Raw genomic sequence first — 14,604 nt, forward strand, 5'->3', positions numbered from 1 at the left:
TTCTCTATTCGCTTCCCCTCTCATCGGTCAAAGCCGGTATCCAAATTTCGATGGTCGTCCCCTCTCCCGGAGCCGACTGCAGCTTCATCGTACCTCCCATCTCATGAACGCGCTCCTCCATGGTAAGCAGTCCATAAGAAGTTTGCTTCTTGGCTTCAAGGTCAAATCCCACCCCGTTATCTCTCAGCGTCAGGTGAATTTGCTTCCCGTATCGGAACAACCGGATTTCCATGGCAGTTGCCTTGGCATGGCGCAAGGTGTTGGACAACGACTCTTGAAAAATTCGGAACAGATGATCCTCCGCATCAGGCATCAGAGTGATCCCAGGGTCCATATCCAGCTTGATATCCATCGGCACCTTTTGCCGCAGCTCATCCAGCAGGGAGCCTAGCGCCTGAGCCAGATTTTTGCCATCCAGATGAATCGGACGCAAGTGAAGCAGCAGCGCGCGCATCTCCGATTGGGCGACGGAGGCCATCTCCTCAATCAGCTCTACCTGGCGGCGGGCCCGCTCAAAATCCTTATCTATCGTGCGCCCCACGGCTGTTGCTGTCATCGATATCGCGAATAACTGCTGACTGACCGCATCATGAAGCTCGCGCGCCAGACGCTGACGCTCTTCAATGACGGCTGTAAACTTCACTTTTTCCTGCCAAATCTGTTCCTCCTCATCCGGCTGCTGATTCTGCTCTGCCGGATCATCGGAAACGAGGGTAACCGTTCTGAATCTGCGGGATTGCTGCTCGGTGAGCCGTTTGATCGTCTCCTTCAGCTTGAGACCTTGCAGATAGCTGTACACAGCTCCTGCCGCCAAAGCTATCCCGATCACAGCCAGTCCAAAGGCAGCGGCCTTGCCCTGCAGCAGTTGGAACCAGCTCAGGTAGCCCATCGCTTGCAGAACCAGGACGAGCAAGCCGATAATGACCAACAGCCACAGCAAGGTTTCAATCGTCTGCCGGCTGATTCGGTAAGGCGCCTTGTCCTCCGTTTTATTATCTGCCATATGCTCCCCTCCCGCCTACAATCTTAAAGACAAGCCGCATGCCCGAAACGCTTTTGCAGGAGCGATTCTGGAGCATACAGCTTGCCTGTATCTATTCCTTATTTATTGTTCCTCGCTCTTAGCAGCAGGAGGAGGAGCGATTCTGGACTTCAATGCTGCGAGCTGCTCCTCAATTTGGAGCTTCTTCTCCAAGTCAACTGCGCTTGGAGCGCTTGCTCTCGAGGAATACAGACCTGGCGCTCTCATCACATCCGCCTCGGCCTCCAGTTGTATAATCTTCTCTTCCATCCGGCTGAAGCCGCGGGTAGCATTGCCGCTCTCCAAAGAATGGCCGCCTATACTGGATATTTGTTTTTTCGCCTTTGCCATTTGGGCGCGGGCCGAAAGCTCATTGCGCTTGTTGCGAAGCTGATAGAACTCTTCCTTCATGCTGTGCAGTTGTGCCATCAGATCATCAGCCTGGGATTTGGCTTCCGCGTGCATATCGCCGTACTCGGTGATCTTTTGGTCAAAATAGAGCTTCTCCTCCAACAACTTGCGGGCCAGATCCTCATGTCCCGAACGAATCGCTTGCTCCGCTTTGCTTTCTCTTTCCATTGTGCTGCGTACTGCTTCTTCATAACGCTGTCTCATTCGACGCTCATTAGCCATTTGCTTGGCAACGGTCACTTCGGCCTCATGAATTTCGGCCTCCATATCTCTCAAATACTGGTTCAGCATGACAACCGGATCTTCCAGTTTATCCAGCATTTCATTCAGGGACGCTTTCGTCATATCCTTCATCCGTTTAAAGATACCCATACTATTTTTCCTCCTTCTCAAGCTTGGCTAGTTTCGCACGAAGCTCATCCAATTCTCTGCGCATTGCTTTTTTCTCAATATCATTCATCATATCGTCCAGATCGGAACTTTTTTTTGACTGCCCGCGTGGCGGCACGTTCTGCCAGTTCGCATCGCTTGATGGCCCGTGTCCAGGATTGTAATATCCGCCTTGGTCATTATAGGAAGAAGGTCCGTGGTTGTAGCTTCCGCCGTAGCCGCGATCATCATAATTATTGTAGAAAGGCGGTTCTTTCGGCACGACCAGTCCGGCCAGGATATAGACGAAAATCAGTGTTCCGCTGGAGAAGATGACGGCAACGATAAACAGCACCCGCAGCAATGTAGCGTCAATATTCAACATTTCAGCTACGCCGCCGCATAGACCGAGAAGCTTTTTGTCCCGGGTTGAGCGGTACAATTTCTTCATCCTTGGAGTCACCCTTTCTGTTCAAGTTTGCGTTTCAACTGCTGTAATTCATATTCAATGGTATTCTGCAAACCGGATTGCACTTCATGCATAATCTGCTTGCCGCTGCGGCGCAATTCCTTCAGACTTCCTGCCTCGAATTCAAGGCCGCTGATCCGCTCCTCAAGACGGCGGAATATTCCGTCCGGGTTTTGTCCGTAACCCGGGCTACCGGCGTATCTGGCGTTCATGCGCTGCTGCAATCTGAGCGATTCCATTCTGGCGGAGTAATACTCGCGCTTATCGTACACGGTCTGGTATTCGCTGCGCAGCTCCTGCAGATGTTCTTCCAGCTCCAGAATATTTTGCCGGCTTTGCTCGTAAAGCTCTTTATATTGAACGGCCCGCTGGTCATGCGCCTGCTTCTCCTGAAGGGCCAGCCGGGCCACATGCTCCTCGCCAGCCTTGAGCGCCGTTATCGCTTGCTGCTCGCGCTTATCCTTTTGATGCTCGGCCTGAAGCCATTGCTCTCTTAGGTGCGTGCCGTGTGAGCTGTATTGCTGATACAGCCGCTCGGCGTGAATAATTTCTTCCCGGGTCGACCAGAGAAACTGGTCAATCAGCCTTACCGGGTCCTCAGCTTTCTCAAGCCGCTCATTCAAGGTTGCTATTGTGATATCACGTACCCGCCGAATAATACTCATCGCTTGCCCTCCATCCCTTTAGGACTAATATACCCTTTTATTTCCTTTAAACATCGAGACTCCCCATACGATCAATACAATGGCCGCAATCAGCAGCATAAGTCCGTGCAGCTTGGCCATAACCATCAGCACACCGACCACAATCATGCCTGTACCAATGATAGGCTTGTTGTTTTTAAGCCCCACCGCTCCAAGACCGATCAGGATAAACGGGAAGACCAAACTCATTAATGGAGCCAAGGTAATTCCGATAATTTTGAGTGCAAACAAGCCACCCAGAAGTACAAGAACGACACCCACCAGCGTTTTGTTATTCATCTGCCTTCCACCACCTTTCGTCTAATAATAAATTCAGTTTCACCAGTTCAACCTTATGTTCTTATTTTAGTTGGAATCGGGTGATTTCAAAACAGACTTGCGGCGGTTTTTGCACCTGGACTTAAGTCGGGGCAAATCCGGACATTGGACGGAAACAACTATAAACGTGATTCTTACGCTGCTATCCGATTCAAGCAGCAATTGAAGGATAAAAAAAGACGGTCCTCTGGGCAGCAGACTTGCCGCCTATCTTAGGACACGCCTTATGAACTGAATTCCTCTTCCCATTTCGCCTGCTGCTCCAACTGCTTGCGATATACTCTCGATGACAGAAACACGCTGAATTCATACAAAATAATTAGCGGTACGGCAACCATTATATCTGAGATGACATCCGGCGGAGTAATCAGCGTCCCGGTAAGCACCATCACAAAATAGGCAATTCTGCGCTTTTTCTTGAGAAGCAATGGATTGAGAATTCTGAGCTTGGTCAGAAACATAATGACTATCGGCAGCTCAAACAGCAAGGAAATCGGTATAATAATATTGAACATGAACGTCAAATACTGAATGACGCCGTAGGTTTCGATCAGGTTCAACTGCCGTGCAACCTCTGTCGTAAAGTAATAAGCCATCGGAAATACGACGAAATAAGAGAATGCCAGACCAATCACGAACATGATAACCGTAAACGGAATATATTTCAGCGTCGCCTTCTGCTCCTGTCCTCCAAGACCCGGCTTCACGAACGCCCAGATCTGAAAAAAGGTAAACGGCAGTGTCAGCACCAAAGCGATCACCATGGCGAATTTCATATAAATGCCGATCCCGTCCCATAATGAAAACGTGTGGAGCGGCAAGCCGTTAAGCGGCTCCCGGCTCATCAAGAAATCATAGGCCGGCTTGGCAACAACAACACCTATAACAAGGCCGATTACAAAAACAAAAAGGACGGCGATCAGCCGTTTGCGAAGCTCTCCGATATGCTCGAGAATCGGCATAATGCCTTCCTTTTTGACTTGCTCATCCGTATCCCGCTGACCCAACCTGAGAGTTCCTCCTTCCTGAACAGTACCCGCGCCTTTAGCTTAGTCCGGAAGTCTCTTGCTGGCCTGCTGCTGCTCGGCCTGAGAAACCTCAACACGGCCAGGCTCCTTGGTTTCCGGCTTCGAGCTGTCATCCATAATGTCTTTTGCGCCGTTCTTGAATTCCCGAAGTGTCTTGCCGAATGCACGTCCAAGCTCCGGGAGCTTGTTCGGCCCGAACAAAAGCAGCGCCAGAATGACGAGCAGGATAATGCCGGGTGCTCCTAAATTGCTAAACATGAGCGTATCCTCCTTGTGATTGTTCTATATCAGATCTCTTTAATAACAAGAACATGGACTGTCAGACAAGTATCTACTTGCACAGTCCATTTAATCGGATTCATTATAGCATAACCAGGCTTGCATCTATAGTCTATTTCCTGACAATTGTTTGTCCGTGAGCCTTATTATTCCCCGGGCAGTCCAGACAACATACGGAGCGCTTGCGGGAGCTGATCCATAATGGCCATCAGACACTCATGAACCCCCTTCGGGTTGCCGGGCAAGTTCACGATCAGGGATTGTCCCCTAATACCGCATATGCTGCGCGTCAGCATATAGCTCCGGTTTTTTTGCATCGCGTAAAAGCGCATCGCCTCTGCCATGCCCGGAACCTCGCGGTCGATGACCCGGCGGGTTGCCTCCGGTGTCCAATCACGAGAGGCAAGTCCGGTTCCCCCGGTTGTCAGCACCAGATCCGCCTGATAATAATCGATCATCTCAATCAGGGCTGCCGTAATTTCATCCTGTTCATCTGGAACAATACGGTAGTCCACGATTATGCCGGTGAGTTCCTCCTCTACCAGTTCCCGAATCACTTGAGCGCTCGTATCTTCACGTTCGCCGCGCGAGCCTTTATCGCTTGCCGTTAAAATCGCTACCTTCCACTGCATAAGCAACCCTCCGTCCCTAGAATGTCATAAGGCAGCGCGTCTCCTGTCTTCCAAGAGTAAACGGCTTTGCCGTCCTTTAACCGACAAAAGCTTTGTTTTGCGGAAAAATGATCTATTTCCTTGATTTCAAAGGATATGCGCCGCGCTCGGTGAACACCGCATCCAATCTGATATCATGCGGCTCGCCCGGAATTCGGCCATCCGCTACCAGTTGAGCTTCAAAGGACAGACCTAGCCAATACGGCACCCTTCCACCTGCTGAAGTCTGGTATACAGCTTGTTCGAAGAAACGGTCGTAGTAGCCGCCCCCATAACCAAGTCTGCCTCCTTGAAGGTCATAAGCAAGGCCAGGGACCAGCACCGCTTCGGGCATCCGCTCCGGGTCCCATGCTGCGGCAAGGCCGGGATTCGGCTCTCTGATGCCGTAAGCTCCGGTCTGCAGCTGATTCCAACCAGTCAGTTGGTACAAAATCATTTCCTTTGTTGAAGGGATGCAGCGCGGCGCAACAAGCGCGATCCCCTCCGACCAAGCCCAATCGATCAATGGCGTCGTGTCGACCTCTGAGCGAAAGGATACATACGCCATCATAGAGCGAATATTGTTGTCCGCAAGCCACCGGGCCGCCTCTGCCCCGATCAGGGCCGACAGCCGTCTGCGCTCTTCTCCTGCAAGCTTGTCCCTGATAGCCGCCATCCGGCGGCGCAGCTCCTGCTTGTCTTTGAGAGCCGCTTTATTATTCATTGCTTTATATTCTCCAGTAATTTCATTTTTTGCTGCTCTTAGTTTACCACTGTACGCCCGATTCGCCAACTTGTTCATGAATCCATTAGATACAATTTCTATTTGCTTCCGTTCTCCACTTTGTATCGCGCTTCCATGCAAATTCATGTAAACTGTATACAGACATCTTTTTTACGGAGGTTCCTATGCTTCTTCAAGTTTCCGATCTATCCAAAAGCTACAGCGTGAAAGCTGTGCTATCCCATATTTCCTTCCAAATCCAGCCCCGTGAGCGTATCGGACTCGTAGGCGTCAACGGTGCGGGCAAATCGACGCTGCTCCAAATTATCGCTGGCGAGCTGTCGGCTGATTCTGGAACGATTTACAAAGCTAAAGAAACTAAAATCGGATATCTCGCCCAAAACAGCGGCCTGACCTCCTCACGCACCATAATGGAAGAAATGCGCGCCGTCTTTGCAGAATTAATCGCAGCCGAACAGGAACTGCGAGAGATGGAGCGGCAAATTGCCGATCCCGGGCTTCATGAAGAACAGCAGCAGTATGAAGAATTGCTCTCGCGTTATGCAACCCGTTCCGAGTGGTTCAAGCAGCAGGGCGGCTTTGAGATTGAGACCAAAATCCGCAGCGTATTGCATGGGATGGGATTTGGGGGCTTCGCGCCGGATACCGTCATCTCCACCCTAAGCGGCGGACAAAAAACAAGACTGGCACTCGCCCGCATCCTGTTGCAGGCGCCAGACCTGCTTATGCTCGACGAGCCGACCAACTATCTGGACATTCCAACTCTAACATGGCTGGAAGATTATTTGCGCGGTTATTCCGGCGCTGTGCTGGTGGTGTCCCATGACCGCTTTTTCCTGGATGCGCTGGCGACAGCCATTGTTGAAATCGAACGCAATTCGGCCAAGCGCTATACTGGCAATTACAGCCGTTACATTGAAATCAAAGCGAGCGAATATGAGGCTGCGATGAAACAGTTTGAAAAGCAGCAGGATGAAATTGCCCGCATGGAAGACTTCATTCAGAAAAATATCGTCCGCGCCTCTACTACCAAGCGCGCCCAGAGCCGGCGCAAAACGCTGGAGAAGATGGAACGTCTGGACAAGCCGATGGGAGATTTGAAAAAAGCCAGCTTCTCCTTCGACATTCAGCGGCAGACGGGCAAGGATGTGCTCGATGTCCAGCAGCTCTCCATTTCTTTCCCGGGCAGCAGCAAGCCATTATTTGAACATGTCGCTTTCCAACTCCAACGCAGTGAGACCGTCGCCCTTATCGGTCCGAACGGGATGGGCAAGTCCACGCTGCTCAAGGCTTTGATCGGAGAAATGACACCGCGCCAGGGCTCGATTAAATGGGGCTCCAACGTCAAGCTTGGCTACTATGACCAGGAGCAGACAGGATTGAATCCGGCCAACACCGTGCTGGAGGAAGTATGGACCGCTTATCCACATCTGGAGGAAGCGAGAATTCGTACGGTCCTCGGCAATTTCCTGTTTAGCGGGGAAGACGTCAAGAAGAAAATATCCGCGCTCAGCGGCGGAGAGAAGGCTCGCGTCTCGCTTTCCAAGCTGATGCTGCTGGAAGCGAATGTACTCATTCTCGACGAGCCGACGAACCACCTGGACCTGTTCAGCAAAGAGGTATTGGAGTCGGCACTGGTTGATTTTGAAGGGACGCTGTTCTTCATTTCCCATGACCGCTACTTTCTTAACAAAATGGCTGAGCGGATTGTGGAGCTGACGCCGCAGGGCATGCTGCATTTTCTCGGCAATTATGACGACATGCTGGAGAAAAAGCAGGAACTTTCCGAGCTTCGCGAGGAGGGAGAAGCCTCAGGGAAGGATAGCGTGAAAGCTGCAGCCGCACCGGCCTCCAACTATGAGATCGACAAGCAGGCGAAGAAGGACCAGCGCCAAAAACAGCGCAAACTGGAGCAACTGGAGCAAAACATTGCGGAGCTGGAGTCGGAAATTACCGCTCTGGAGACGCAGCTTACCGAGCCGGATGTTTATAATAATTACGTGCTTGTCCAGCAGCTTCAAGCGGAATTGGACCAAAAAAAATCCGAGCTTGGAGCCCATTACGAAGCGTGGGAAGAACTGTTGGCTTAATACTGTCCTGACAAAACGAAAGATTTGGCCCTATGTGTATCACAACCGCCTGAATCAACCATTTGGTTGATCGGCGGTTGTTGCATTTTAGCAGTTATTTTAGACTATCCACCTTTTCCACAGGATTATCCACAGACAAGGGATAGTTTTTAGGCAATTCTGTCGATATTAACAGCGTAAAATATATGAATTTACCGCGTTTTTTTCATTTTTATGTCGAAAAAAGTTAGTACTCCACAAATTCATTCACATTATCCACAATTTCAACATAGAATCTGTGAAATAATTATCCCCATTTGCATAATAGTGTTCATCCAGATACACTGCGGGTAAACTCTTGTTATCCACAGAAACCTCTGAATATGTGCATAAACTTGTCTACACCTGTATTTGGCGTTACTTCCTCTCCAGCTCGCTGACTGTTGTCTCCATATAATCGATTCGTGACAGCGGCTTTTTGGCCGGGCCATCCAGCACCTCGCCTTCAAAGGAAAACCTTGACCCGTGGCACGGGCAATCTCAGGAACGTTCTCCTTCATTCCATTCTACTTCGCAGCCCATATGGGTACATGTCGTATTCAATACATGCAGCTTGCCGTTTGGTTCGCGGTAAGCCCCTGCACGGCTGCCATTCACTGTAACTACAGCGCCCTGGTCAGGACCAACCTGCTCGGGCCGTGTTTTCGGCCATTCCAGCTTGCCTTTCACCAGATGCTTGACAACATCGCTGGTTTCAACGATTAGTGTCTTCAGGCTGGGATCCGCATGAAAACGGGAAGGGGCAAACAATTCCCGGTAAGAATTTCCATCCGCTCTCTCTGTAATATAGTCCTTAAGCAAATTAGCGGCAACTGTGGCCCCATTTCCGGTAACCGGTCGCAATAAGAACACGCGAATTGCCTGCCGTTACAGGACCGATATAAGGCAGCTTGTCCAGTGAAATCAGATCCTGCGCCGACCATCGGTACGCGATATGGTTCAGGCCAAATGTATGCTGCGCAAACTGCTGAATCGCTTCATAGTGGCGGTGAGTACAAATGCCTTGGCCCGTCTGATGGCTTTCTCCTCCGATCAGCAAAGCATTCTTCCCGCTGATCTGGACGCTGCGCACTGAGCGCTTCGGCTCATCGATATTTAAATACATTCCGCCAGCATAATCTTGCTGCTCATCCAGTAGAGGACAGGCGATCACATACGATCTCTCTGGATGCATCCTGGCAAAATAAAGTCCTATTCCTTCATGAAACGGATAATGTGTGGCCGCCACGACGTAGCGCGCCGTTACCAGATGGCCTTCTTTTGTCAGCACCTGAGGGCGGTCCCCGCTCTCAACGCTTGTCGCTTCTGTCTGCTCATAGATTTGTCCGCCCAGGGCAGCAAATTCTCCAAGCAAATATCGCAAATATCGCAGCGGGTGAAACTGAGCCTGGTCGGGCATCACGACAGCCGCACGTACTCCAAGCGAATCAAGCGGTACACGGTCTACATAAGAGCCTGGAATGCCAAGCTTTTCGTAGGCTCGAAATTCCTGTTCCAACTTGCTGGTCATGTTCCCGGAAGTTGTATACAGGTAAGCATCCTGCTCCTGGAAGTCACAGTCGATGCGTTCCCGCCGGATGAGCTCCTTCATCCATTGGAGTGCCTGATGGTTTGCTTCGTAATACAGCCTCGCCTGTTCGGTACCAAAGTGACGAATGAATTCATCGTAAATCAGGTCGTGCTGAGCCGTAATTTTTGCGGTCGTATGCCCAAGCTTGGGTATTCACAAGAATTTGATTTTTGTCTTGCGGCAGGCGAAAACAAAAAAGCCCCTTAGTCTTGCATGGTATCCAACCATACAGACTAAGGAGGCCTATAACTAACTATCGTTTATTTTGCCGCTTATCTGGTTTCTCTCATCTATGGCGTTCCGTTTTCTTTTTTGAACGTCTCCACGACATCTTCAACTGTGCGGGTTACAGGGATAAAGTTCCCCTCATATCTTTGCTGAATATAGTCGCTAACCTTCTGCGAATGAAGCACTTTATTCAGCTTCTTGAATGCCTCCGCCTTGTCCTTCAGAATCGTATCTTTTGTAGCGACTACATTTATGTAGGCGGTATCGGCCTCATTTTCATGGTAGAGGGATGAATTGAGCTTATAGCCTGCCTGCAGAGCCACCCCATTGTTGATAATCGCCGCCTCTACGTCCTCAAGCACCCTTGGAAGCATGCCGCTTTGTGCGGTAAGTATGTCAAGCTTATGAGGGTTATCCGCAATTTGATCCACGCCGCCCTTTGCAGAATCAAAGCCGTCCTTAAGCTTGATCAGATTGGCCGATTCCAGCAGCTTCAAAGCCCGGACCAAATTTGTCTGGTCGTTTGGAATTGCGATTTTAGCGCCTTGAGAAATATCCTTGATATCTTGGATTTTCTTCGAATAGATGCCAAGCGGCGCAATAATCGTCGTGTCTGCCGCAACCAGCGAAGCTTTATGAATACCGTTCCAGCTTGTCAAATAGGCAATATGCTGAAAAGCATTGGCATCCAAATCTCCGTCGGCAAGCGACTGGTTGAGATCCACCTGCCCGGTCAACGTGACAACCTCGATGTTCAGCCCCTCGCCCTTGGCTTCATCCCGGATGAAATTCCACAAGTCTGCCTGTATGTCTGTCGTGCCTACTTTCAGAAAATTTTCGCTTCCTGAGCCTGTCCCCTTGTTGCTGCATGCCGATACAACCAAAACAGCGGCCAATACAATAAATGCCGTTAATAAAAGCTTGCCGTGCCGGAACTGCTTGCCCATTTGAAGACCCCCTCACCATTGAATTTGGTTAAAATACCCATAAAACCAAGTAACCATATAAGATTTATTAAGATCATAACAGCTTTACAATGAATGTCAATCATTTTTTATTCAAATGAGGAATTGATTTCCACCTGAATCTGATGTATTATAAGTCTCAAATTAAGCTGAGTAAACCAATTAAATAACTATGTTTATTGACACTTTAGCTATATACAGAAAGGATGAAATCCATGTCTGCTGCCCGACAAATCAAAATCGGACTCTACACTGTAGGAACTGGTATGCATATCGGCTCCTGGCGCCTCCCGCAAGCCCAGGCCGATGCCAGCATCGATGTCGACTTTTACAAGAAAATCGCTCTGGAAGCGGAAAGAGGCTTGCTCGATGCCGTCTTTATTGCAGATAGTCTAGCGATTGATGAAAATTCACATTCACAAATTCTGAACCGCTTCGATCCTACGGTACTCATCACGGCGATCGCCGGAGCAACTAAGCATATCGGGGTTGTAGCCACAGCCTCTACTACTTATAACGAGCCTTATAATTTGGCCCGCCAATTTTCCTCAGTTGATATTATCAGCGGGGGCAGAGCAGGATGGAATGTGGTGACCACCGCCGATGCCACGGGGCTTACCGCACTCAATTACAGCCGCAAGGAGCATGTCCTTCATGACGATCGGTACAAGATTGCCGAGGAATTCATTGATGTCGTGAAGGGGCTGTGGGACTCTTGGGAAGAAGATGCCTTTATCCGCAACAAGGAGACGGGCCAATTCTATGATCCCGACAAAGTTCATCTGCTGAATTACGAGGGCGAGTTCTTTCAAGTACGCGGACCGCTGAATATTGGACGTACCCCGCAAGGACATCCGGTGCTGTTCCAGGCGGGAGCATCCTTGCCCGGACAGGAATTGGCGGCCAGAACAGCGGAAGCTATTTTCAGCCACAAAAAATCGTTCGAGGATGCCCGAAGCTACTATCAAGAATTGAAGGGACGCATGGCTAAATACGGACGCAAGGAGAACGAGCTTCTTATTTTGCAAGGCATCTCTCCCATTATCGGACGTACCCAAGAGGAAGCTGACGAGAAAGCTGACAAGCTCGAGGCTACCGTTATCCAGGAGCAGGCGCTGCGATTCTTGTCCGGTTATGTCGGGAACGTCGATCTGACCTCTTACAGTCTGGATACGCCTGCAACAGAGGTAGCCTGGCGAGAGGTCAACAGTATTCAGAGTGATTACGAGTTGATTCAAAAAATTATTCGCGAAGAAAATCTTACTGTTGGGGAACTATACACCAGGATCAGCAATGTAGCCACAAACCGGTCGCTGCGGGGAACCCCTGAACAGGTCGCAGATACATTAACGTACTGGTTTGAAAACGGCGCTTGCGACGGCTTTATCTTTATCCCCCCTGCTTTGCCGGACAGCCTGACCGACTTTGTCGACCTTGTTGTGCCTATTCTGCAAGAGCGGGGTATCTACCGGACCGAGTATACAGGCACTACGCTGCGCGAACATCTGGGTCTGGCCATCCCGGAAAACCGCTATACCAAGCAAAGATTGGACGCCAGCCACGCACTGTAGCCCCGCAAGAATTCAGCGACTCCTTACATTTGCTGTTCGCTCGACAAAGTGTCCGGCAGGCTTGGCCTGCCGGACACTTTGTCATTTTAAAGGCATGTGGAGTCTAATGGACTGCTGTTCAATTCAGCTATTCCCGGCGGGCCCTCCGGCCCATCCGGTTGCCCAATGACTGAATCCCCTGGACAAGAATCAGCAAGATGACGACTGTCACAATCATAACAAAAGTGTCAAAGCGCTGATATCCATACGTAATAGCTAAATCTCCAATGCCCCCTCCCCCTACCGTGCCTGCCATAGCCGTAGCTCCGATCAATGTAATTGTAGCCGTGGTAAAGGTCAGAATTAGCGAAGCAAATGCTTCAGGGAGCAGAAAATGCCAGATCACCTGAAACGGGGTCGCGCCCATAGACTCTGCTGCCTCCACTATGCCCGGATTCACCTCCAACAGCGAATTTTCAACCAGTCTTGCAATATACGGTCCGATATAAATGACCAGCGGAACAATCGCGGCATTAGTACCGATAGAGGTTTGGACAATAAGTCTGGTAAACGGGATAATCGCCACTAGCAAGATGATAAAAGGCAGCGACCGGACAATATTAATGATGGGATTTAAAATTCCATAGAGCGTCTTGTTCTCGATAACCCCGCCCGGCCTTGCGACAACAAGCAGAATGCCTAGAGGAACTCCTAGCAGAGCTCCGAACAAAAGCGAGACTCCGACCATGGTCAGCGTTTCTTGCAACGCTTTTATAATCTGGTTGGCGGTAATGGTGGTATCCATCATACGGAATCTACCTCCTCGATATGTACTCCCTGGTTCTGCAGGAAACCGGCAGCCTGATCAATGACCGGGTCCTCTCCTTGCAGTTGGATAATCATATTCCCGAGCGTCGTCGATTGAATCTCCGTCATATTGGCAAATAGGATATTGACCTGAACGTCATAGTTGCGAATCAGTCCGTTAATTACCGGCTCGGATGCCGACTGCCCAATAAATTCAAGCTTGAACAATCTCCGCTTGGCTTCCGCTTTGAGCGTCTGAATGACACTGGACGGTACAGTATTGCGGATAACGGTTCGGACAAAATTACGTGTGGTTTCATTTTGCGGGCTTCCGAACACATTCAGCACATTGCCCTGCTCGACAATGATACCTTCCTCCATGACGGCTACCTTATTGCAAATTTGCTGTATGACCGCCATCTCGTGCGTAATCATGAGAATGGTGATCGGATACGTCTGGCTGATTTGTTTCAGCAAAGCCAAAATGGACTGTGTCGTCTGCGGGTCAAGGGCAGACGTTGCTTCATCACAGAGCAGAATGGTAGGATTGCCAGCAAGCGCCCTTGCAATGCCAACACGCTGCTTTTGCCCACCTGACAGCTCCTTCGGGTAGCTTCCCGCCTTGTCGCTCAGCCCGACGAAATCAAGCAACTCTGTTACCCGCTGTCTGATTTCGGCTTTGCTTTTTTTGACAAGTACGAGCGGAATCGCAACATTGTCGTAGACCGTCTTGGATTCCAGCAAGTTAAAATGCTGAAAGATCATACCGATTTTCTTTTTCACATTTCGAAGTTCCTGGACACTATATCGGTCTAGAAGCTGACCATCTACGAAGACTTGTCCTTTCGTAGGTTTCTCCAGATAATTCACCAGACGAATCAGTGTGCTCTTCCCTGCTCCGCTGTAGCCGATTACCCCGAATATATCCCCTTTTTCCACCTTCAAACTAACACCTCGAAGCGCCTCGATGGTACTGTCGCCCCGCCTGTACGTTTTGTATACATCCACCAGTTCAATCACGATGCAGTCCCTCCCAGCCTTTCAGCAATATAACAACCGCTTACGATCTCGATCTCGTTCTCCTATCATATTGAAATCATACTAACATTATAGGAATACATTGTAAACCGAGTTTTTGTAAAAGATTCCCGTTACAGGAAAGTCTGTCTGTATTCCAACCGGATCATTTTGTGACAGAAAACGCACAGCTACCCCTGATCCCATTTGCATACCGCAACTTTTCTCGGAATTTGCCGTCTAAGCTAGTACAGATTTCAATCGGGAGCCTTATAACTGCTTACAGGTTTAGAGGCTCGGCAAAGCATGATTAGTGCAGCAAAGAGGGCCGGCAACTGCCCGGA

At 49.8% G+C, this 14,604-nt stretch carries 15 protein-coding genes and 1 pseudogene; 2 read left to right on the forward strand and 14 right to left on the reverse strand.

Annotated features, from left to right (window positions below; translation table 11 throughout):
• Positions 1 to 4 precede the first annotated feature (4 nt).
• The 9 genes from JFN88_RS02555 to JFN88_RS02595 form a co-directional block, all read right to left on the reverse strand.
• On the reverse strand, positions 5 to 1,003 hold the full coding sequence (locus JFN88_RS02555; protein WP_199017722.1) for a sensor histidine kinase: 999 nt from the start codon (positions 1,001 to 1,003) through the stop codon (positions 5 to 7).
• Positions 1,004 to 1,105: 102 nt separating this feature from the next.
• Positions 1,106 to 1,804: a PspA/IM30 family protein gene (locus JFN88_RS02560; RefSeq protein ID WP_199017723.1), complete on the reverse strand. Its 699-nt coding sequence runs from the start codon at positions 1,802 to 1,804 to the stop codon at positions 1,106 to 1,108.
• 1 nt (position 1,805) lies between these two features.
• Positions 1,806 to 2,252 (reverse strand): PspC domain-containing protein, encoded by a 447-nt coding sequence (locus tag JFN88_RS02565; RefSeq protein WP_199017724.1) that lies wholly within the window; start codon positions 2,250 to 2,252, stop codon positions 1,806 to 1,808.
• Positions 2,253 to 2,260: 8 nt separating this feature from the next.
• On the reverse strand, positions 2,261 to 2,935 hold the full coding sequence (locus JFN88_RS02570; RefSeq protein ID WP_199017725.1) for a PspA/IM30 family protein: 675 nt from the start codon (positions 2,933 to 2,935) through the stop codon (positions 2,261 to 2,263).
• Between the two features lie 24 nt (positions 2,936 to 2,959).
• Entirely contained in the window at positions 2,960 to 3,253 is a 294-nt protein-coding gene (locus JFN88_RS02575) for a LiaF transmembrane domain-containing protein (RefSeq protein WP_199017726.1), read from the reverse strand.
• A 263-nt stretch (positions 3,254 to 3,516) separates the two neighbouring features.
• Complete coding sequence (tatC, locus tag JFN88_RS02580; RefSeq protein ID WP_199017801.1) at positions 3,517 to 4,254, reverse strand: twin-arginine translocase subunit TatC; 738 nt, start codon at positions 4,252 to 4,254, stop codon at positions 3,517 to 3,519.
• An 87-nt stretch (positions 4,255 to 4,341) separates the two neighbouring features.
• Entirely contained in the window at positions 4,342 to 4,578 is a 237-nt protein-coding gene (locus JFN88_RS02585) for a twin-arginine translocase TatA/TatE family subunit (protein WP_199017727.1), read from the reverse strand.
• A gap of 167 nt (positions 4,579 to 4,745) precedes the next feature.
• Positions 4,746 to 5,231, reverse strand: coding sequence for a MogA/MoaB family molybdenum cofactor biosynthesis protein (locus JFN88_RS02590; RefSeq protein ID WP_199017728.1), 486 nt, complete (start codon positions 5,229 to 5,231; stop codon positions 4,746 to 4,748).
• A gap of 112 nt (positions 5,232 to 5,343) precedes the next feature.
• The gene (locus JFN88_RS02595) at positions 5,344 to 5,973 is read right to left on the reverse strand and encodes a 5-formyltetrahydrofolate cyclo-ligase (RefSeq protein ID WP_199017729.1); all 630 of its coding nucleotides are present in this window, start codon (positions 5,971 to 5,973) and stop codon (positions 5,344 to 5,346) included.
• Positions 5,974 to 6,158: 185 nt separating this feature from the next.
• On the opposite strand from JFN88_RS02595, the gene JFN88_RS02600 reads away from it, so the two are divergent.
• On the forward strand, positions 6,159 to 8,084 hold the full coding sequence (locus JFN88_RS02600; RefSeq protein WP_199017730.1) for an ABC-F family ATP-binding cassette domain-containing protein: 1,926 nt from the start codon (positions 6,159 to 6,161) through the stop codon (positions 8,082 to 8,084).
• Positions 8,085 to 8,480: 396 nt separating this feature from the next.
• On the opposite strand, the pseudogene JFN88_RS24345 reads toward JFN88_RS02600, so the two are convergent.
• From JFN88_RS24345 to JFN88_RS02620, 3 genes and pseudogenes are all read right to left on the reverse strand, one after another.
• Positions 8,481 to 8,975, reverse strand: a pseudogene (locus JFN88_RS24345) (Rieske (2Fe-2S) protein).
• Positions 8,926 to 9,714, reverse strand: a complete 789-nt coding sequence (locus JFN88_RS02615) for an NAD(P)/FAD-dependent oxidoreductase (protein ID WP_332908422.1) — start codon at positions 9,712 to 9,714, stop codon at positions 8,926 to 8,928. The pseudogene JFN88_RS24345 and the gene JFN88_RS02615 overlap by 50 nt, the downstream one beginning before the upstream one ends.
• 269 nt (positions 9,715 to 9,983) lie before the next feature.
• Positions 9,984 to 10,868 (reverse strand): MetQ/NlpA family ABC transporter substrate-binding protein, encoded by an 885-nt coding sequence (locus JFN88_RS02620; RefSeq protein WP_199017732.1) that lies wholly within the window; start codon positions 10,866 to 10,868, stop codon positions 9,984 to 9,986.
• Between the two features lie 233 nt (positions 10,869 to 11,101).
• Between JFN88_RS02620 and JFN88_RS02625 the strand changes: the two genes are divergently transcribed.
• Complete coding sequence (locus JFN88_RS02625; RefSeq protein WP_199017733.1) at positions 11,102 to 12,457, forward strand: LLM class flavin-dependent oxidoreductase; 1,356 nt, start codon at positions 11,102 to 11,104, stop codon at positions 12,455 to 12,457.
• Between the two features lie 127 nt (positions 12,458 to 12,584).
• Here the strand turns inward: JFN88_RS02625 and JFN88_RS02630 are convergent, their stop codons facing one another.
• Positions 12,585 to 13,244, reverse strand: a complete 660-nt coding sequence (locus tag JFN88_RS02630) for a methionine ABC transporter permease (protein WP_199017734.1) — start codon at positions 13,242 to 13,244, stop codon at positions 12,585 to 12,587.
• Entirely contained in the window at positions 13,241 to 14,263 is a 1,023-nt protein-coding gene (locus JFN88_RS02635; RefSeq protein ID WP_199017735.1) for a methionine ABC transporter ATP-binding protein, read from the reverse strand. The genes JFN88_RS02630 and JFN88_RS02635 overlap by 4 nt, the downstream gene beginning before the upstream one ends.
• Positions 14,264 to 14,604: the final 341 nt, after the last annotated feature.

Source organism: Paenibacillus roseus (genome assembly GCF_016424485.1).
GTDB classification, from domain to species: domain Bacteria; phylum Bacillota; class Bacilli; order Paenibacillales; family Paenibacillaceae; genus Paenibacillus_D; species Paenibacillus_D roseus.

Bases quoted from the DNA above. Each gene is read 5' to 3' on its own strand.
- JFN88_RS02625 (WP_199017733.1), top strand. From the start codon at position 11,102: ATGTCTGCTGCCCGACAAATCAAAATCGGACTCTACACTGTAGGAACT.
- JFN88_RS02565 (WP_199017724.1), bottom strand. From the start codon at position 2,252: ATGAAGAAATTGTACCGCTCAACCCGGGACAAAAAGCTTCTCGGTCTA.
- JFN88_RS02570 (WP_199017725.1), bottom strand. From the start codon at position 2,935: ATGAGTATTATTCGGCGGGTACGTGATATCACAATAGCAACCTTGAAT.
- JFN88_RS02590 (WP_199017728.1), bottom strand. From the start codon at position 5,231: ATGCAGTGGAAGGTAGCGATTTTAACGGCAAGCGATAAAGGCTCGCGC.
- tatC (WP_199017801.1), bottom strand. From the start codon at position 4,254: ATGCCGATTCTCGAGCATATCGGAGAGCTTCGCAAACGGCTGATCGCC.
- JFN88_RS02630 (WP_199017734.1), bottom strand. From the start codon at position 13,244: ATGATGGATACCACCATTACCGCCAACCAGATTATAAAAGCGTTGCAA.
- JFN88_RS02555 (WP_199017722.1), bottom strand. From the start codon at position 1,003: ATGGCAGATAATAAAACGGAGGACAAGGCGCCTTACCGAATCAGCCGG.
- JFN88_RS02615 (WP_332908422.1), bottom strand. From the start codon at position 9,714: ATGAAGGAGCTCATCCGGCGGGAACGCATCGACTGTGACTTCCAGGAG.
- JFN88_RS02620 (WP_199017732.1), bottom strand. From the start codon at position 10,868: ATGGGCAAGCAGTTCCGGCACGGCAAGCTTTTATTAACGGCATTTATT.
- JFN88_RS02575 (WP_199017726.1), bottom strand. From the start codon at position 3,253: ATGAATAACAAAACGCTGGTGGGTGTCGTTCTTGTACTTCTGGGTGGC.
- JFN88_RS02585 (WP_199017727.1), bottom strand. From the start codon at position 4,578: ATGTTTAGCAATTTAGGAGCACCCGGCATTATCCTGCTCGTCATTCTG.
- JFN88_RS02595 (WP_199017729.1), bottom strand. From the start codon at position 5,973: ATGAATAATAAAGCGGCTCTCAAAGACAAGCAGGAGCTGCGCCGCCGG.
- JFN88_RS02560 (WP_199017723.1), bottom strand. From the start codon at position 1,804: ATGGGTATCTTTAAACGGATGAAGGATATGACGAAAGCGTCCCTGAAT.
- JFN88_RS02600 (WP_199017730.1), top strand. From the start codon at position 6,159: ATGCTTCTTCAAGTTTCCGATCTATCCAAAAGCTACAGCGTGAAAGCT.